Annotated in this window: 10 protein-coding genes; 3 read left to right on the top strand and 7 right to left on the bottom strand. The window is 49.8% G+C overall.

All coding sequences use genetic code 11. The annotated features are described in order from the left end of the window. Window positions 1–120 precede the first annotated feature (120 nt). The 3 genes from NZM05_05785 to NZM05_05795 all read left to right on the top strand — a co-directional run bounded on the left by NZM05_05785 (window position 121) and on the right by NZM05_05795 (window position 3,556). Window positions 121–2,349, top strand: a complete 2,229-nt coding sequence (locus tag NZM05_05785; protein MCS7013126.1) for a carbohydrate binding family 9 domain-containing protein — start codon at window positions 121–123, stop codon at window positions 2,347–2,349. Next, window positions 2,342–3,340 carry a Uma2 family endonuclease gene (locus NZM05_05790; protein ID MCS7013127.1) on the top strand — a complete coding sequence of 333 codons (999 nt, stop codon included), beginning with the start codon at window positions 2,342–2,344 and terminating at the stop codon, window positions 3,338–3,340. Before NZM05_05785 ends, NZM05_05790 begins: the two co-directional genes overlap by 8 nt. A gap of 84 nt (window positions 3,341–3,424) precedes the next feature. Then, a complete protein-coding gene (locus NZM05_05795; protein ID MCS7013128.1) occupies window positions 3,425–3,556 on the top strand; it encodes a hypothetical protein in 132 nt (43 codons plus the stop codon). Window positions 3,557–3,589: 33 nt separating this feature from the next. Here the strand turns inward: NZM05_05795 and NZM05_05800 are convergent, their stop codons facing one another. The 7 genes from NZM05_05800 to mfd form a co-directional block, all read right to left on the bottom strand. After that, a complete protein-coding gene (locus tag NZM05_05800) occupies window positions 3,590–3,982 on the bottom strand; it encodes an arsenate reductase ArsC (protein MCS7013129.1) in 393 nt (130 codons plus the stop codon). A 108-nt stretch (window positions 3,983–4,090) separates the two neighbouring features. After that, entirely contained in the window at window positions 4,091–4,954 is an 864-nt protein-coding gene (locus tag NZM05_05805; protein ID MCS7013130.1) for an ABC transporter permease, read from the bottom strand. 38 nt (window positions 4,955–4,992) lie between these two features. Beyond that, window positions 4,993–6,267 (bottom strand): hypothetical protein, encoded by a 1,275-nt coding sequence (locus NZM05_05810; GenBank protein ID MCS7013131.1) that lies wholly within the window; start codon window positions 6,265–6,267, stop codon window positions 4,993–4,995. A gap of 15 nt (window positions 6,268–6,282) precedes the next feature. Next, window positions 6,283–7,200 (bottom strand): signal peptidase I, encoded by a 918-nt coding sequence (gene lepB / locus NZM05_05815; GenBank protein ID MCS7013132.1) that lies wholly within the window; start codon window positions 7,198–7,200, stop codon window positions 6,283–6,285. Window positions 7,201–7,227: 27 nt separating this feature from the next. Continuing rightward, on the bottom strand, window positions 7,228–9,072 hold the full coding sequence (lepA, locus tag NZM05_05820) for a translation elongation factor 4 (protein MCS7013133.1): 1,845 nt from the start codon (window positions 9,070–9,072) through the stop codon (window positions 7,228–7,230). An 88-nt stretch (window positions 9,073–9,160) separates the two neighbouring features. After that, window positions 9,161–13,561 carry a S8 family serine peptidase gene (locus NZM05_05825; protein MCS7013134.1) on the bottom strand — a complete coding sequence of 1,467 codons (4,401 nt, stop codon included), beginning with the start codon at window positions 13,559–13,561 and terminating at the stop codon, window positions 9,161–9,163. A 288-nt stretch (window positions 13,562–13,849) separates the two neighbouring features. Further along, window positions 13,850–17,152: a transcription-repair coupling factor gene (gene mfd / locus NZM05_05830; GenBank protein MCS7013135.1), complete on the bottom strand. Its 3,303-nt coding sequence runs from the start codon at window positions 17,150–17,152 to the stop codon at window positions 13,850–13,852. Window positions 17,153–17,229 lie beyond the last annotated feature (77 nt).

The raw sequence follows: 17,229 nt of genomic DNA on the forward strand, positions 1-17,229 counted from the left end.
AACTTTTTACTTGTGAGCAACTCAGCGCTCTTAGGGTTTTGCAAAAAAGGGTGGTGATAAGTTTGCTAAACTTGAGCCATCTTGCAGTGACTGTAGCAGCACGCCAAACATAACCAGCCGATGCAGCAGCTGCTCTACGCAATAGTTGGCATCTACGTAGCGCTGTGCGCAACGGAGATTGGGAGTGCGCAGGCTTTTGCCACCTCGACTGCTTTGGTCGATTCACTGCTCGTGCAGCAAAAGAAAGCCCTCTTTATCAAAAGGGCAATAGGGACAATAACAATCGATGGGCGGCTCGATGAACCAGCATGGCAAGAGGCTATGGTAGCAACGGACTTTGTGCAAAACTTTCCCTTCGACACATCACTGGCGCGTGCGCAAACCGAAGTGCGTGCTACTTTCGATGAACGCACGCTCTACATTGCGGCGGTATGCTACGAAGCAGGGACGAGTGCAGAGTTTGTGGTGCAATCGCTGCGACGCGACTTCAACTATGATGAGAGTGATAACTTCACGGTCATCATTGACCCGCTCTCTAATCAAACAACTGGCTTTATGTTCAGCGTCAGTCCGTTTGGCGTGCAGGCGGAGGGGCTTATCTCTGGCGGTGGTGGCTTTGGCACGAGCATGAATTGGGACAATGCTTGGCAAGCTGAAACACACATTGATGCAGACAAGTGGGTGGCAGAAATCGCAATTCCTTTTAACACGCTGCGCTTCAAAAGCGGCATCTCTACATGGCGCATCAACTTTGCACGCAACAATCTCAAGCTACCTGAAAATTCGTCTTGGGTGGCGGTGCCACGCGTGTTCCGCATAACCAATCTTGCCTTTGCAGGAGAACTGCACTGGGAAAAAGCGCCTGAAAATTACAGCGCCAATCTTTCGTTCATTCCCTACACGATTGGGAGCGTTGTGGCAAATTATCAAACTCGCGCTTTCCCCAACCCCACAGCAAATGCAGGGAGCGATGTAAAGCTGGCGCTCACTTCAGCGCTGAATCTTGACCTTACTTTTAATCCTGACTTTTCGCAAGTTGATGTCGACCGACAAATCACTAATCTCGATCGCTTCACGATTTTCTTTCCTGAGCAGCGTCAATTTTTCTTGGAAAACAGTGACCTGTTTTCATCGTTGGGCTTTCGGCGCATTCGCCCGTTTTTTTCGCGACAGATTGGGCTTTTTAACGGTCAGCCAACGACCATTTTAGCGGGCGCACGGCTTTCTGGTAATCTGGATGCAAGCTGGCGCATTGGAGCACTTATGCTGCAAACTGCCCGCAACGACTCTCTGCGATACAGCGGCAATAACTACGCTGTAGCAGTCACACAGCGCTTGCTCTTTGAGCGCTCAAATCTAACTGTGTTTGGCGTCAGCCGTCAAGGCGCAAATTATCGTGGCATTGAAGGCAATGACTTTAATCGTGTGTTAGGCATTGATTTTAATCTTGCCACTTTTGACGGCAGATGGTTAGGCAAGCTCTTCTATCACCATAACTTTACACCTCGCGCTCTGCCACATCAATTCGCCACCGCACTCTTTTTGCGCTACGAACAACCAGAGTTTCGCTTAGAGTGGAATCACGAGTTCATCGGTGAGCATTACAATCCAGAAGTGGGCTTTGTGCCACGTCGAGGGGTCTGGCGCTTTGAGCCACAAGCTGATTATCGCTTCTATCCAAGGTCAGACTTCATCAACAATCACGGCATCAGTTGCCGGCTCGATATGTATCGCTCGCAAGATTTCATCACAGAACTCGACCGCTCACTGGAACTGAGTTACTTTTTCAACTTGCAAAACACTGGTGCATTCGGCATCACATTCAGCGATGTAATGACCCGACTAACTTTCCCGTTTGACCCCACAGGGCGCGGTGAAGCCAACAACGAACTCCCAATCGGCGTCTACGAGTATCGAACTTTTGGTGCATATTTTGAGAGCGATGAGCGCAAGAGAGTTGCCTTTTCTGGCTCTGCGGAATTTGGCGGTTACTTCAATGGTCAGTTATTTAGGTATCGCTGCAACGCACGCTACCGTGCACAACCTTACGGCTTAATTTCGCTAAATCTCGAGCAAAATTTCATTTGGCTACCTGAGCCATTTCGCGGCACAACCCTGACTTTGCTGCAAGCGCGCTTTGACCTTTCACTCACGCGTGAGCTGTTCATGACCGCATTTTTGCAATACAACACGCAGATTCAAAATGTCAATCTCAATGCACGTTTGCAGTGGCGGTTTGCGCCAATGAGCGATGTGTTCTTGGTCTATACCGACAACTATGGCACAGATACATTTGCCGTGCGCAATCGTGGTGTGGTGTTGAAGATTATCTACTGGTTTAATGCATAAACTGCGGAAAATCATCTCAGGGGGACAGACTGGTGTCGACCAAGCAGCTTTGCGCGTAGCACTTGAACTCGGCTTGGAAACTGGTGGCTGGTGTCCGCCCGACCGTGCATGTGAGAGCGGCACAATTCCTGAGCATTTCCCCCTTGTGCCAACACCCGTAGAGCGAAGCCCTAATGCGCCCCATATTCCACGCTCGCTGCGAACCGAATGGAATGTGCGCGATAGCGATGCGACACTTGTGCTTGTACCTGACACGATTCAAAACGACGCAGGAACAAACTGGACGATTGAGTGCGCCAAGCGTTACAGCAAGCCAGTCTGTGCTATCAATCCTTTCTCAAGCGACGCATCAGTCAAAATTTACAACTGGCTCTCGTCACTTGACATTTCGACGCTTAATGTCGCAGGCCCAAGCGAGAAGACTTGCACGGGAATCGGGACAATAGCTGAAAAAATCTTGAGAAAAGCGTTTTTGCTATCTTCAAGCAAACTCAAGCTGGTAAGTGCTATGGAACCGCAAGCGACAGAGAGCCTCTCCGACTACGAACTCGAGCGTGGCAAGCCGATGCCAAACTTCAATCATGGATACATTCAAGCGAATCTCATCGTTGCATTGCGTGCAAGATATGGTCGACAATTTTCTGTTGTTTCCGAAGTTGCAATGCCTGTTGGGGATAGAGATGCTACGCCTGATGTGTTGGTCTTTCCGAAGCGTGTAGTCAATTGGTTTGAGACAAAGTCCGCTCTGTCCGAGCCGCCGATTTTAGCGATTGAAATTCAAAGCCCTTCGCAACCAATGGAAGTAATCCTTGACAAAGCCAAAGCAATGCTAGATCACAGGGTCAAATCGGTTTGGATTGTCCAACCTGCGTTGAAGACAGTCTCAGTTTTCACAAAAGAAGCTGAGCCAAAAACCTTTGTGGAAGGCACTGTCTCTGACAAAGCCAGTGGCATTGAGCTTTCGTTTGAGGAAATTTTTGCAACGGAGTAGAGTTTTCATTTATTCCTGTGTGGCTCATCACCAATAAAACAGGCAAGAAAATGTCGTGCTTCCCTCGAGGTTTTCGAGGCAATTATGGAAAAACTGGAAGAGCTGGAAGACACAAGGCTCTATGATGAAGTCAAGAAATTTAACGAGCTTTCTATTCCGATTGATGATGCACTTGAGATGATGGAAGCAAAGCGCAACGCCAAGATATACAAGTGATGGCTACGGTTTGTTGTGACCTGCCTTTTCCTCTCAGGCGCCGATTCGTTTAAGCATCTCTTTGACTTTTTCCTCAATCAAATTGCGCACCTTTCGGAACTCGTCTGGCTCTAAATGCTTTGGGTCAGGAATTGCCCAATCTTCACGAATTTTGGCACGCACAAATGGACAGTCATCGCCGCAGCCCATTGTGGCGACAAAGTCGTATTCCACATCAGGAATCTCATTAAGCGATTTTGAGGTGTGCGTGGTAAGGTCGTAGCCCAGCTCCTTCATGGCTTCAATTGCTTTTGGATTAACCTTGCCCGATGGATGCGAGCCAGCACTGAAGGCTTCTACCTTGCCACCACCGTGAATCTTCGCAAAGGCTTCTGCCATCTGACTGCGATTGGAGTTTTCCACGCAAACGAATAAGACTTTTTTCATTGTGTTAGGGTTAGTTAGAGATTCAAAGGATTGCAGCCGCACGTCTGTGCAGAGCACAGCGGAAGACACTAAAAATCAAGGCTTCCCGAATTCAAATCCCAGACGCTGCTACTCAATAAACTTCCTTACAGAAAGGAAACTGCCAATTAGCCCTAATCCAGCTCCAACAAGCGTGAGCACAAAAAGAAAGAGAGCATTAGGCGGTTGGAGCGCAGCATAAATGTCTGGCGCGGTGCGTGCCAAAAGCGTCATCATTGCTGTAACCAGTCCAGCTGCTAATACACCGCCTACCAGTCCTTGTAGGACACCTTCCAAAAGAAAGGGCAGGCGAATGAAGTTGAAGGTAGCGCCAACCAGCTGCATTGTGCGAATAATTTCACGCTTGCTATAAATCGCAAGGCGAATTGTGTTGGAAACCAATGCGATGGACGCAAAGGCAATAAGTATGCCCAGTGCAGCAGTGATAAAAAACAGGATGCGGGCATTGCTGTCGACACGGCTAAGAAGCTCGCGATTGTATCGCACATCAAGAACACCAGACTCTTTTGAGACAGCCGCAACAAACTTTTCTAAGCTATCCAATCGAGCATATTCAGGTCTAAGATTCACTTTGATAGATTGTGGCAATGGATTGGTGCCTAATATCTGCTCAATTTTCTCACCAAATTCCTTTTCAAAAATTTTGGCAGCGTCGTCTTTGGAAATGTAAGTTGCCTGTGCAACTGCATGATGCTGACGAATGTGCCCTGTGAGAGCTTTGGCATCACTGGGCGAGAGCGTTTCGCTAAGAAAGAATTCTACTTCTACACGGCTACGGATTTCTTCTAGCACACGCACCGCACTTTGCGTCAGAATAAGGAAAATGCTCAGCAACACCAGCGAAATAGCAATGGTAAAGATGGAAATTGCCGTTGCAAGTTTGGCTCGTTGGAAGCCGGAGAGACTTTCTTTGAGCACATAGCTAAGATTCATCTTGCCTTAGACCGTGTGTTGATACGAAGCCGTCTGGCTCACTCAATTTTGCGCTGCAAGAACCATCGTTCACCAATGTTCAGGGCGGCGCCGAATCGGAAGATGCTTTCTTCAATTAGGCCGTTTGTGGTCGTGCCACGACGCGCATACTGCAAGGAAATATCTAAGCGCGATGACTCAGCACTAAGCGGAATACCTAACCCAGCGGTAAGTCCCCATTCATCAATGCCAGTATTACCAATTTGCCAATTCGTCTGATAGTAGTATGCTCCAATGCGATAGGCGATGCGTGAAAAAAGGTTAGTACGCACTTCCAAACTGGGAATCACCTCTGCGCCAAGTGAGAAACGCACAGCGCGACGCTGCAGCTCCGCGCGTTGCCCGAAATACTCCGCTGCTGACCAGTCCTGAAGCATCACATCTGCGGCAACGATGTAGTTCGGAGTGCCACTGTATGCTAGTCCAATGGTAAGCACACTGGGAAGCGAGACCCACCCACTGACTTCATTCAGTGTGTCGCGCCGCTGCGTTTGTGAATTCCCCAAATTGTTGGTGAGAATGGTTCGGCGTGTGCCTTCAGCAGACGCACGAGAGGTGAACGCAACGCTCAGTGAGAAAAGGTCGCTTTGTGCAAAGATGCCTTGCTTAGAGGTGTAGCCCAAGCCAAATGTCCAAGTTTGCATTGCAAGGCGGTCTTCAAACTCGATTGCGGAGTCGACAAGTTCCAGCACGTCAAAGCGATGTTCAGAGCCTTGTGTCGTAGTGCCAAAAAGAAAATTAAGCGCAGCGCCCACGCGGAAGATGCCAAGCTTTTCACTGCGAAGCGGAGTAAAGCCAACTGCAATCGGCACGCTATTCAAGCCGCCTAAGCCGAAGTAAGAGAAACTGTAGCTCAGCGTGTCCAGACCGATAACAGTTGTGCCACGCTGCGTCTGCCTGTAATTAAGGCGTGAGTAGGGCAGAATGCCAGTGGAGACAACAAACTGCCAGATTGGAATCGCAAGGCTTGCGCCTTCAAAGCCAGCGACAACTTGATAACCTGAGGCACGAGGCGAACTTGCGAAGTAACCAATATATCCAAAATCACCAGCAATGCGGGTTTGGTCAATCGTTGTCAGCATAGCTGGGTTAATTCGGTGGATGTAAAAAAGGTCGGGAATAGCACTGCCTGCAAAGCCCATTCCAGCCGACTGTGCAGTAACCAGTGAGCGGACCTCGCCAATGCCAAAGCGTGAGTAAAGCGAGCCGCCTTGTGCAAGGCACTGGGCTACAGAACTGACAAGCAGGAGAAAAATACCAATGCAAATTCTCACGGGAGTGCGTGTGTGCTAGTGAACTAACCTTCCAATGCGCGACCAGCGTATTGATGCCAATTTATCAAACACGCGAAACAGGCTCAGCTCAGGGTCCCAAGACCAATAGATAATCAAGGCAGAACCAACAATATGCGACTCGGGCACAAAACCCCAGTAGCGGCTATCCAGACTATTGTCGCGATTGTCACCCATCATAAAGTAGTAGTTTTGCTGGACGACATATTCGTTGGTGGGCTTGCCGTCAACATAGACCTGCCGTCCCATCATCGCAGTGGTGTGTCCCTCATACTCCAAAAGGAACTTGTAGGTGTAAAAAGTCTCGGGCATAAGCGTGATTTTATCCCCTTTTTTCGGAATATGCAGCGGACCAAAGTTATCCTTGTTGAAAGAGGAGTAAAGTGGAAAGATATTGATTTCAGCTTGTCCGGGCGGCAAAGGCTGTGGCGAAAGAAACTGTCCTTCCGGCGGCAGCGGGAATTCCTTGCCGTCCACGAACACCTGTCGGTTTTTGATTTCAATCGTCTGTCCCGCAACGGCTACGCAGCGCTTGATGTAATTGACATCTTTATCACGTGGGTATTTGAAAACCACGACATCACCTTGTTCAACTTGCTTAAAGCCCGGTAGGCGATAGTTGGTGAAGGGGACGATGGCACCGTAGATGAACTTATTAACCAAGAGAAAATCACCAGCTAGCAGTGTCTTTTCCATGGAGCCTGTGGGAATGCGGTAGGCTTCAATAACAAAAGAGCGCAAGAGGAAAGCGGCAACGCCAGCAAAAATCAAGGCTTCTATCCACTCGCGCGTTTTGCTTTTTTTCGTTGGCGTGCCTTTGGCAGACTGTCCATTTAGGATTTCACCAGCTTTGCTCTTTTTTTCTTTTTGTGGCTCAGGCTTTTGTGCCTTTGCTTTTGCAGTTGAAGCGCTCATTTTAAGGCATTTGAGAGTTCAAAATCGCTATTCGTCACTGACGCTCAGCACAGCAAGAAAAGCTTCTTGTGGCACTTCTACGCGACCGACTTGCTTCATGCGCTTTTTGCCTTCCTTTTGCTTTTCAAGTAGCTTGCGTTTGCGCGTAATGTCGCCACCGTAACACTTTGCCAGCACGTTTTTGCGCAGCGCGCCAATCGTTTCTCGTGCAATCACACGACTGCCAATAGCAGCTTGAATGGCAACTTCAAACATCTGGCGTGGAATCAGCTCCTTGAGCTTGGCGCAGAGTTTGCGACCCCACTCATATGCCTTCGAGCGATGCACAATCATTGAGAGCGCATCGACCACTTCACCATTGAGCAAAATATCCAGCTTGACCAGATCAGCCTCACGGTAGCCAATCGGCTCGTAATCCATTGAGGCGTAGCCTTTGGAGATAGATTTCAGCTTGTCGTAGAAGTCAAAAATGATTTCAGCAAGCGGGAATTCAAACTTCAGATGAGCGCGCGTGGGGTCTAAATACTGCGTGTCTTTGTGCTCGCCACGCCGTTCCATAGCAAGTTTCATAATGTTGCCAATGTATTCCGTCGCCGTAATAATTTCGGCACGAATGTATGGCTCTTCAATGCGCTCAATTCTGCCAGCATCAGGCATCTTAGCGGGGTTATCGACCACAATGCGCTCGCCATTGGTGGTATAGACAATGTATTCTACATTCGGCACGGTGGTGATGATATTCATTCCATATTCCCGCTCTAAGCGCTCCTGAACAATTTCCATATGGAGCAAGCCCAAAAAACCACAGCGGAAGCCAAAGCCGAGCGCAATGGAGCTTTCAGGCACATAGACAAGCGAGGAATCATTCAGCGAGAGCTTATCTAATGACTCGCGCAGCTCTTCAAAGTCCTCGCTGCTAACGGGATAAATGCCGCTAAAGACCATTGGCTTCACTTCCTTGTAGCCCGCCAGTGGCTCGGTGGCAGGATTGTCAGCGTTCGTTACTGTGTCGCCAACTTTTGTGTCCTTGACATCTTTAATAGAGCAAATCAGGTAGCCGACATTACCTGCTTCCAGAAAGTCTGTAGGCTGACGCTTTAAGCCAAGCACACCGACTTCTTCGGCGTAGTAAGTTTTGCCGTTTGCAAAAAAGCGCACGCGGTCGCCCCTGCGTAGGATACCGTCGACAATGCGAACGTAAGCAATCGCACCACGGTAGGCATCAAAAACAGAGTCAAAAATCAAGGCGCGCAGCGGTTTGTCTACATTTGCCTTGGGGGCAGGAATGCGTGCAATGACAGCTTCTAAAATATCTACGATGCCAATGCCTTCTTTGGCTGAAGCAAGGATAATTTCGTCGTCCTTTGCGCCAATGAGGTCATAGAGCTGTGCCTTGACTCTCGGCAAATCGGCAGAAGGCAGGTCAATCTTGTTGATGACAGGGATAATCTCAAGTCCAGCGTCAATTGCAAGATACAGATTGGCAATGGTTTGGGCTTCGACGCCTTGAACGGCATCCACTACCAGCAAAGCGCCTTCGCAAGCAGCCAGCGAGCGGGAAACCTCGTAGGTGAAGTCTACGTGTCCGGGCGTATCGATAAGGTTCAGAGTGTAGGTTTCACCATTTTTGGCAGTGTAATGCATTTGAATTGCATGGCTCTTAATGGTAATTCCACGCTCGCGTTCAAGCTCCATATCGTCAAGCACCTGATCCATCATCTCGCGCTGTGAAATCGTGCCTGTAATCTCCAGCAGTCTATCTGCCAGCGTGGACTTGCCGTGGTCAATATGCGCAATGATGCAAAAGTTGCGAATCTTCTCTTGCGAGAAGGCTGATTTGGGAAGATATGCGAGCGATTGTGCTGCACTCATTCTCAAACTTTCTTGGGATTGACGCGTTTGGATAACTGCCAATATAGCGAAATCCGTTTCAAATTGTGCTGCCAAAGGGAAGCGACACTTAACGCACCACCGCTAACTTTCCTACCTTTTCAGGCACACCTTCTGCCGTAATACGGTAAAGGTAGATGCCCGAGGAGACCTTTTCACCTTGCTCGGTGTCCAAAAACCACCGTGCGCCACCGGTCTCGCCACTGTGCTCAATGCGTTTAATGACGCGCCCTGTGAGCGTCAGGATTTCAATCGTTGCCTTGCGCGTCAGGTTGGCAAACATCACAAAATCTACACCGGCGCGCTGATGATAGGGATTCGGGTAGGTAAAAACGCTCGATAGGTCATCTTTCACTTCAGAAAACACGACCACATTGCCGCTGGAAGCAGTATCAATTGGAGTGCCATCTGCAGCGCGAAGGCGACGCAATGTAATGGAGACAGGCACGCCCAGCGCGCCAATCCGTCGCCCTTCAAGGCGCAAGCGCAGGCGATTTTCACGATTGTCAACTTCTACGCTGGAAACACGCCCACTCGGTCGCACTTCATAGTTCGAGAGCGATTGTGCTGAGACTGCATCAATTGGTTTGCTCATAGTCAGTTCGACTTGGTCGGGAGCAAGTGCGCGACGCGACAGCACGAAAAACGCACTGGAAGGGACTTGCCGCACATCAAACGAGGCGGTGCGAAACTGTGCATCAAGGCGTGCATTGAAAATATCACGCACATTAGGGCTGACACGCACTTCGTAACGACCAGTGTCCAAAGGTGCGTTGCGAAATGAAAGCACCACTTCTCGAGCGCCACGCGCCAAAATGGCTGATGTGGGGTAAAACGACAAGCCACCTTGCTTTTGAATTTCAAACCACGCAGGGTTGAGCGGTGCATCTTGCAAGGCATCACTGAAGCGAAGGCGCAAATGGTCGTCGGCATCATACTCGGCTGACAGCAATCGTGGCAAGGGCTTCGGCACACTAAGCACATAAACACTGGTATCGCTTTCTCGCACGCCATCAAAGGCGGTTACTGCATAAACATAGAACCGATTGCGCTGCACGGCTCGGTCAATAAAGACATTTTCGGTTACTGTTGCCCGTCGTGAAAGCACAAAGGGATACGAGGGAAATGAGAGATACTCACCGCGGTAAATGCGATATTCTTGTGCCTCAGGGGTTCTATTCCACGAAAGCTGAAGCGCGGTTTCATCAAGCGGCTCGACACTGACACCAACTGGTGAAGGGGGCAAAGTGTTGCCCTGAAATTCATAGCCAAAGGTTTGAAGGTCATCGCTGAAAAAAATCTCATTTCGTCCGTTGCCGTCAATGTCGGCAATGAGCAGTTCTTGTGCGGTCGCTGCGGGAAAAATCCAAAACGGCTCAAAGCGCTGGTGGGAAGCATTCCACTTGAAAACATAAAGATTGGGGTAAGCTAAAATGCAAAGTTCGTCTATGCCATCACGGTCAAGGTCGCCACTTTGAATAGCGCTCTCGAAGAGGGATTTTGCACGGTAGTTAAAAAATCGCTGCGACCAGATTTTCTCGTAACGGTCATTGCCGACGGCTTGCCAGCACTCAGCAAGCCAGACAGGTGCAGCGTAGTCCCGCGTCTGGGTGTCGAAGTTAAGGTCGGCATGCGCCATCACGACAAACTGGCGCTGACCGTTGCCCAAGAAGTTGCCACTAACGATAAAGTTGCTACCGCCCAGATATGGTGTGCGATTGAGCCATGTTTGGGTGTAGATGTTGCCCACGCCGGAGTATTCGTAAATGTAGAAGTTGCCATCAAAGTCGCCCACAAGAATTTCAGGCTTGCCATCGCCGTCGAAGTCTTCCACAATGGATTTAGGCTGCTCGAACTGCGGGCGTGTGCCGTCCTTAGCGCGTCGGACAGGGTTGGGCAAGGTGGCAAGTCGCCGAAAGGTAGAGTCCAGAATGAAGTAAGCTGTATCGTTGCGCACAAGTAAGTGCTGCTCACCTGTGCCTTTGGTGTCGGCAATGCGCGATGCCCAAAAGTTGCGAGAGGTTGTGTCTTGAAAGAGAATGCGGGCAAAAGGTGAGGAGGTCGGAGAGGATTGCGAAAAAATGATGCTGCGTCCGATGGCGTAAGCAACGGTTTCCAAGAGTCCATCACGATTGAGGTCGCCGACATGTTGCGGAATCATGACAGGCGACGCAACAGAATCCAGCAGCTCGAAGCGCTCGCCTGTGAACTCAAAGCGTTTCAGGCGTGAGAAGCGTGCGCCTTGAAGCGGCAAGGCTTCGTTAAGCAAGACTTCGCGCCGACCGTTGCGATTGAAATCTTGCACCAAAGGCAGAAGTGTGCCAGTGGGCAGGCGAAATTCACGCCGCTCCCGAAAGAGCGTTTGACCAAAGGTAGGGGGCTGAAAAATCTCGCCACGGAGCCGGAATCGCTTTCGCTCGCTTTCCGTAGAAAGCCCAGCTACATTGCGCACTTGAAGATACCACTCATACTCCACATCGGGCTGAAGCTCTGTGCGACGCAGCAGCACAAAGTGTCGGCGACGAATGAAGGGCAAACGAAACGGCTGAAAAGGCTCACGAGTGCCATGCCGTTTGAAGAAGAGTGTGGCTTCAGAAAGGTCATCGGTTTCCGCTTCAATCAAGATGCCGTATTGGTCGTTAATGATCACTTCGTCATAGCGCACACCATCGAGGCGAGGTGGCGTGCGGTCTAAGAAGTATTGAATACGGTTTTCAATTGTTCTTCCATTCTGCTCACGCACCAGCAGGCGCACCACATAGACTGAATCAGGCAAAGCGGCAACATTCCAAAAACCAAGCGTGTCTTGCAAGCGCTGGCGTGCGGTGGGTGGCTGAATAGTTTGCCATGCAGCACGGTCGCTAAGTCCTGGACGAAATTGCAGTGCATAGTCTTGAAACTGCGGCGAGAGAGCAGTGCCAATAATCGGGACACGGGACGAAGCAAAGTTGTTAGGAAAAATGCCGCTGTCGTAAGTAGGAGAAAGAATTTTTGCAATCGGAGCGCCAAGGGCTTCAATGGCTCGCAGAAGATTAAGCCGACCGCCGCCGCTGCTATGGTCCCAGCCTTCGTCTTCAATGTCATCAGCCGTAGCGACTAAAATGCCGCGCACTTGTTCAGGTGAAAGAGAAGGATTGCGCGAAAGCACCAGAGCTGCAGCACCAGAGGCGTGCGCAGCCGCAGCGCTGGTGCCGCCAAACGAGGCTGAATAGAAGTTGCGGTAAAAAGGGTAAGTGGTGGGAATTGCTTCGCCGGGTGCAGCAAAGTCCACGCGAAAACCGCGCGTAGAAAAAGGTGTGATTTCGTCAAAGCGGGTCGTCGCTGCCGTAGCAATCACTTCATCGTAGCCAGCAGGATAGCGCTGCTGCTCACCACCAGCATTGCCCGCTGAGGCGCACATGACCACGCCTTTGGAGTAGGCATACTTTACCGCATCACGCAGCACTGGAGAAGCCACCACATCACCAAAGCTCATATTCACTACGCGAATACCGTTATCGGCAGCATAGATGAGCGCGGAGGCAATGTCTTTGTCAGATGCCGCATCGCCACCGTAGCCACCTGCGCCTGTAAAGACGCGCAAGGCAACAAGGCGGCAATTTGGAGCCACGCCAGCAATGCCAATCCGATTGTTTGTAGCGGCTGCAGCAATACCCGCACAAGCCGTGCCGTGAGAGTTATCATCAAATGGGTCAGGGTCGGGAAACTGGAAGTCAGAAGAACCATTAAGCGCATCGTTGTTGAACGGTTGGTCGGTAAAGTCCCAACCAATCACGTCGTCAGGGTAGCCGTTACCATCTTGGTCAATGCCGTCAAAGTCACCTGTAAGGCCGTTTGGGTCTAGCTCAAAAGTTTGCGGATTGCGTCGCTCACGAAAGTCCCACGGCTCAAAAGTTCCATTGCGATTGCGGTCTTCAGCAGGCTTGATAAAGAGCTTGGGTGCAAGGTCAGGGTGTGTGTAATCAATGCCAGTATCAATAATGCCAATGAGAACAGCAGAGTCACCCTTTGTAAGTTGCCACGCTGCTTCAGCTTGAATTTTGGCAAGATTCCATTGCGAACGGTAAGCAGAGTCATTCGGAGTGCGCCAATGGCTTGAAGAATTGGGCAAACTCTGAGGTGAAAATGCAGAAGCTGGTGGAGGTGAGGCATCAGAGTCCAGCGAGAGTAAGCGGACAGGCGTAGCATATTCCACATCAGGGTGACGGGAGAAGTCTCTAAGCAATCGCTCTACATCAAGTGCAGAGACACTGTTTGGCAGACGAAGAACAGCAATGCGGTCAATATCGCGCAGCCGTGAGGCTTGCAGCGTTTTGGTGCGTTTGCCAAGCGTGTTGGGCGTAAGCGAAAGAAGTGTAGCACTAGAAATGTCAAGATTTCCAATGCGCAGCGCCGTAGGCTGGGTGGAAAGGCAAGCGGCTTGAAGCGTGGCAAGAGTTTGCAACGAAAGCGTGGGTTTAAACTTAACCACAATTTCATTCGGTGAAACTCGAGGCGCTCTATGAAGCAATGCATGCCATGCAGCAGGCTGCCACCGCTGAAAACGAAGGGCTTCTGGCTGGGCAAGAACGAACTTGGACGAAGCAAAAGAAAAAAGCAGGAAAAAAATAGACTGAAAGAGCACACGGAGAATGCGTATTAGAGCAAAGTGCATATTGGCTGGTTACTTTGATCGACAAAATATCGGCTCATTTAGCAAGAATCAAGGGCAGAGGTCGTAGCATGATAGCACTGCATCACAATATGCATTTCACTAGCGCTATGCTTTGAGCTCGGTGGCAGCGGCTTGCGCTTCGGGTTGGAACTTTTCCAGCACTTTCAGCACTGTTTCAATTGCTGCCTTTGGGTTATCCTTGTAATCCTTCGGGAAAAGAATTTCCAGCTTGAGGCGCTTTTCATTTTTGAAAGTAGGCGAGTAAGCACTCAGTGCACCGCTGCTTACGGCATCAAGCACAGCGCCAAACACCTTGCCTTCGTAGAAACTCTTGTCATCACCTTCTGGGAATACAAAGACCGCTTTCTTTTCGCTGATTTCAATGCGTGAGAGGGAAAGCGCAGTAGCCGCAAGGCGCAGCCGTGCTACGGCAAGTAAATTCTCGCACTCTTCGGGCATTCTCCCGAAACGGTCTTGCAGCTCAGCTTCAAACTGTGCAAGGTCTTCATTGGTTCTGGCTTTCGAAAGCCGTTCATAGAGCGCAAAGCGTTCTGAGGCAGATTCCACATAGTAACTTGGCAAAAGTGCATTGAAGTAGAAGGTAACTTCCGTAGGCTTGTCAGGCTTTGTGCGCTGCAGCTCTGCTTCTTTGAAGATGTTCTGAAACTCAGTGGATTTCAGTTCGGCAACAGCTTCTTCCAAAATTTTTTGATAGAGGTCAAAGCCCAGTTCATAGATGTAACCCGATTGCTCAGCGCCCAAGAGATTGCCAGCGCCGCGAATGTCCAAATCGCGTAAAGCCACATTGAAGCCAGAGCCAAGCTCAGTGAATTCTTCAATTGTAGCAAGGCGCTGGAGGGCTTCTTGCGAGAGGCTAGAAATAGGAGGCGTCAGTAGGTAGCAATACGCTTTTTTATCGCTGCGTCCAACTCGCCCACGCAGTTGATAGAGGTCTGCCAAGCCAAAGGTGTCAGCGCGATTGATGATAATGGTATTAGCGTTGGAAATATCCAGCCCTGATTCAATAATTGTGGTGCAGACCAAAATGTCAATTTCTCGCTCGAGAAAATCCATCATAATCTCTTCCAGCTCCTTTGAGGGCAATTGAGCGTGTGCGACTCTGATGCGGGCTTTTGGAAACATTCGCCTAAGGAGGTCAAAGATGGAATCAATCGTATTGATGCGATTGTGGAGGAAGAAGACTTGTCCGCCACGCGAAAGCTCTCTGGCAATGCTTTGGCGAATCAGCTCTTCATCAAACTCATGTACAATCGTCTCAATCGGCTGACGATTTTTGGGAGGAGTTGAAATAATCGAGAGGTCGCGTGCGCCCATCATTGAAAATTGCAAAGTGCGTGGAATAGGTGTGGCGGAAAGCGTGAGGGTGTCGACAGTTGGAAAAGCTTCACGCAGTTTTTCTTTGGTGGCAACACCAAAGTGCTGCTCTTCATCAATAATCAATAGGCCCAAATCCTTGAACACCACATCTTTCGACACCAATCGATGCGTGCCAATGACGATGTCGACCACTCCTTTACGCAGGTCTTCCACGATACGCTTTTGCTCAGCTTTGGGAACGAAGCGGCTTAGCACCTCAATGCGCGTGGGGAAATTCTGAAATCGCTGCTTGAAGGTGCGGTAGTGCTGATGCGCCAGAATGGTGGTTGGTGCAAGCACAGCCACTTGCTTACCAGATTCCACTGCTTTGAACGCTGCGCGCATCGCAACTTCAGTTTTGCCAAAACCTGCATCGCCGCAGATAAGTCGATCCATTGGCGCTGGCGACTCCATATCGCGTTTGACGGCTTCGATTGCAGCCAGTTGGTCAGGTGTTTCTTCAAAAATAAATGCAGCCTCAAATTCACGCATCCAAATCGTATCGGGCAAAGCAGCAAAACCTTGGGTCATTTTGCGCTTAGCATATAGCTCAATCAGATTGCGGGCAATGTCTTTGAGGCGTTTCTTGACGCGTTCTTTTTGCTGCTTCCACTTCTCGCTACCAAGCCGTGAGAGCGTAACAGGTTTGCCTTCCGCAGCCGAATACTTTGAAAGCAAGTGCAGGTTTTGCAAGCTTACATATAACTTACCACCTTTGTCATATTCAATGAGCACGCACTCTTGTTCAGAATCGGCGACTTTGATTTTTTCTAAGCCCATAAAAATGCCGATGCCGTGCTCCTCGTGCACGATGTAGTCGCCAACCTTGAGAACGCGTAAATCGCGCAAAGAAATCTGGCGACGGCGTTTGCGGCGGCGTTGCCGATGCCGATGGAGTTTTCCAAAGATGTCGGACTCGGTGTAAAGTGAAAGCTCTGCGCAAGCAAAGCCGTCGTAAAGGTTCAATGGCAGCATGTAAAGCGTGAGGGTGGCTTCCCCTTGAAGCGTTTCATCGGCAGCCAGAAACTCCGCTAAGTCTTCGATTTCTTTCTGAGATGTGAGTGCAAGCACGCTGCTGATTTGGCGCGCTGCGTCTTTTTTCAGGGCCTCAGCAAGCAGGTGGAAGTTTGAGTTGAACTTGGTTTGCGCAGTGGTGCGAAGCTCGAAATCACCCGTAGTAAGCGTGAGCAACCTGAGCTGTGCAAACCCGCTAAGTTGAGTCTCAACTTCTGTGCGGGAGAAGTATTCTGGGTCAGGTGCACCAAAATCGCTGTCGCTGTGGAGGCGTGTAACCACCCAACTATCTGGCGGAAGGTAGGTGAGCAGTGATGTGGCTGCGTCGGACACGCTGGCAAAATTTGACACAATTTCTGCGCTGCCTATCTCAGAACTTGACAGCTGCGTGCTCACCTCAAAGGTGCGAATAGACTCAACTTCATCGCCGAAAAACTCAATGCGAAAAGGCTTCGTGCTGCTATGTGAAAAGACATCAACGATTGAACCACGCACGGCATAGTCACCTTCCTCTTCCACAAAATCTTTGCGCACAAAGCCACTTTGTCGCAGGAAGGTTTGAAGAAAATCATATCCAAGTAAGTCACCTTTTTTGACCAGCAAACGACGCTCTCTGGCTTTATCCTTCGGCAAGACCTTTCGGCAAAGTTCAGCTGGGGTGCTCAAAATCATTTTCTTTTCACCTGAAAGCAATGCAGAGAGCACACTTGAAGTATCGCTCGCAAAGTTCATCACTGCTGTATCGCCCAAGATTGCAGAGAGGTCATTTTCATACATCTCAATGTCATCGTCGCTGGCGACAATGAGCATTGGATAAGGCTGCTCTTCAAAGAGCCGACTAAGCAAAAGCGAAAGCAAAGAGCCATGTCCGCCAGAGAGTGTAGCAAGCCTATTGCGTGCCAAGCGCGCAGCAATGTTCTGAGCAATTTGCTCTAACCCAAGCTTTTGCCAAAGCCACTGGCGCGAAACTTTTTCAATGTGAATGGTCTTGCCGTTGGTAGGTAACGAATTTTGCATCTCCAGAGCGCTGAGTTATATTGGCTACCAATTAGGTCAGTTCATCAAACTAAAAAAGCGAAAGGAAAATTTATAGG

This window comes from Chloroherpetonaceae bacterium (assembly GCA_025056565.1).
Classification (GTDB): Bacteria; Bacteroidota; Chlorobiia; order Chlorobiales; family Thermochlorobacteraceae; genus Thermochlorobacter.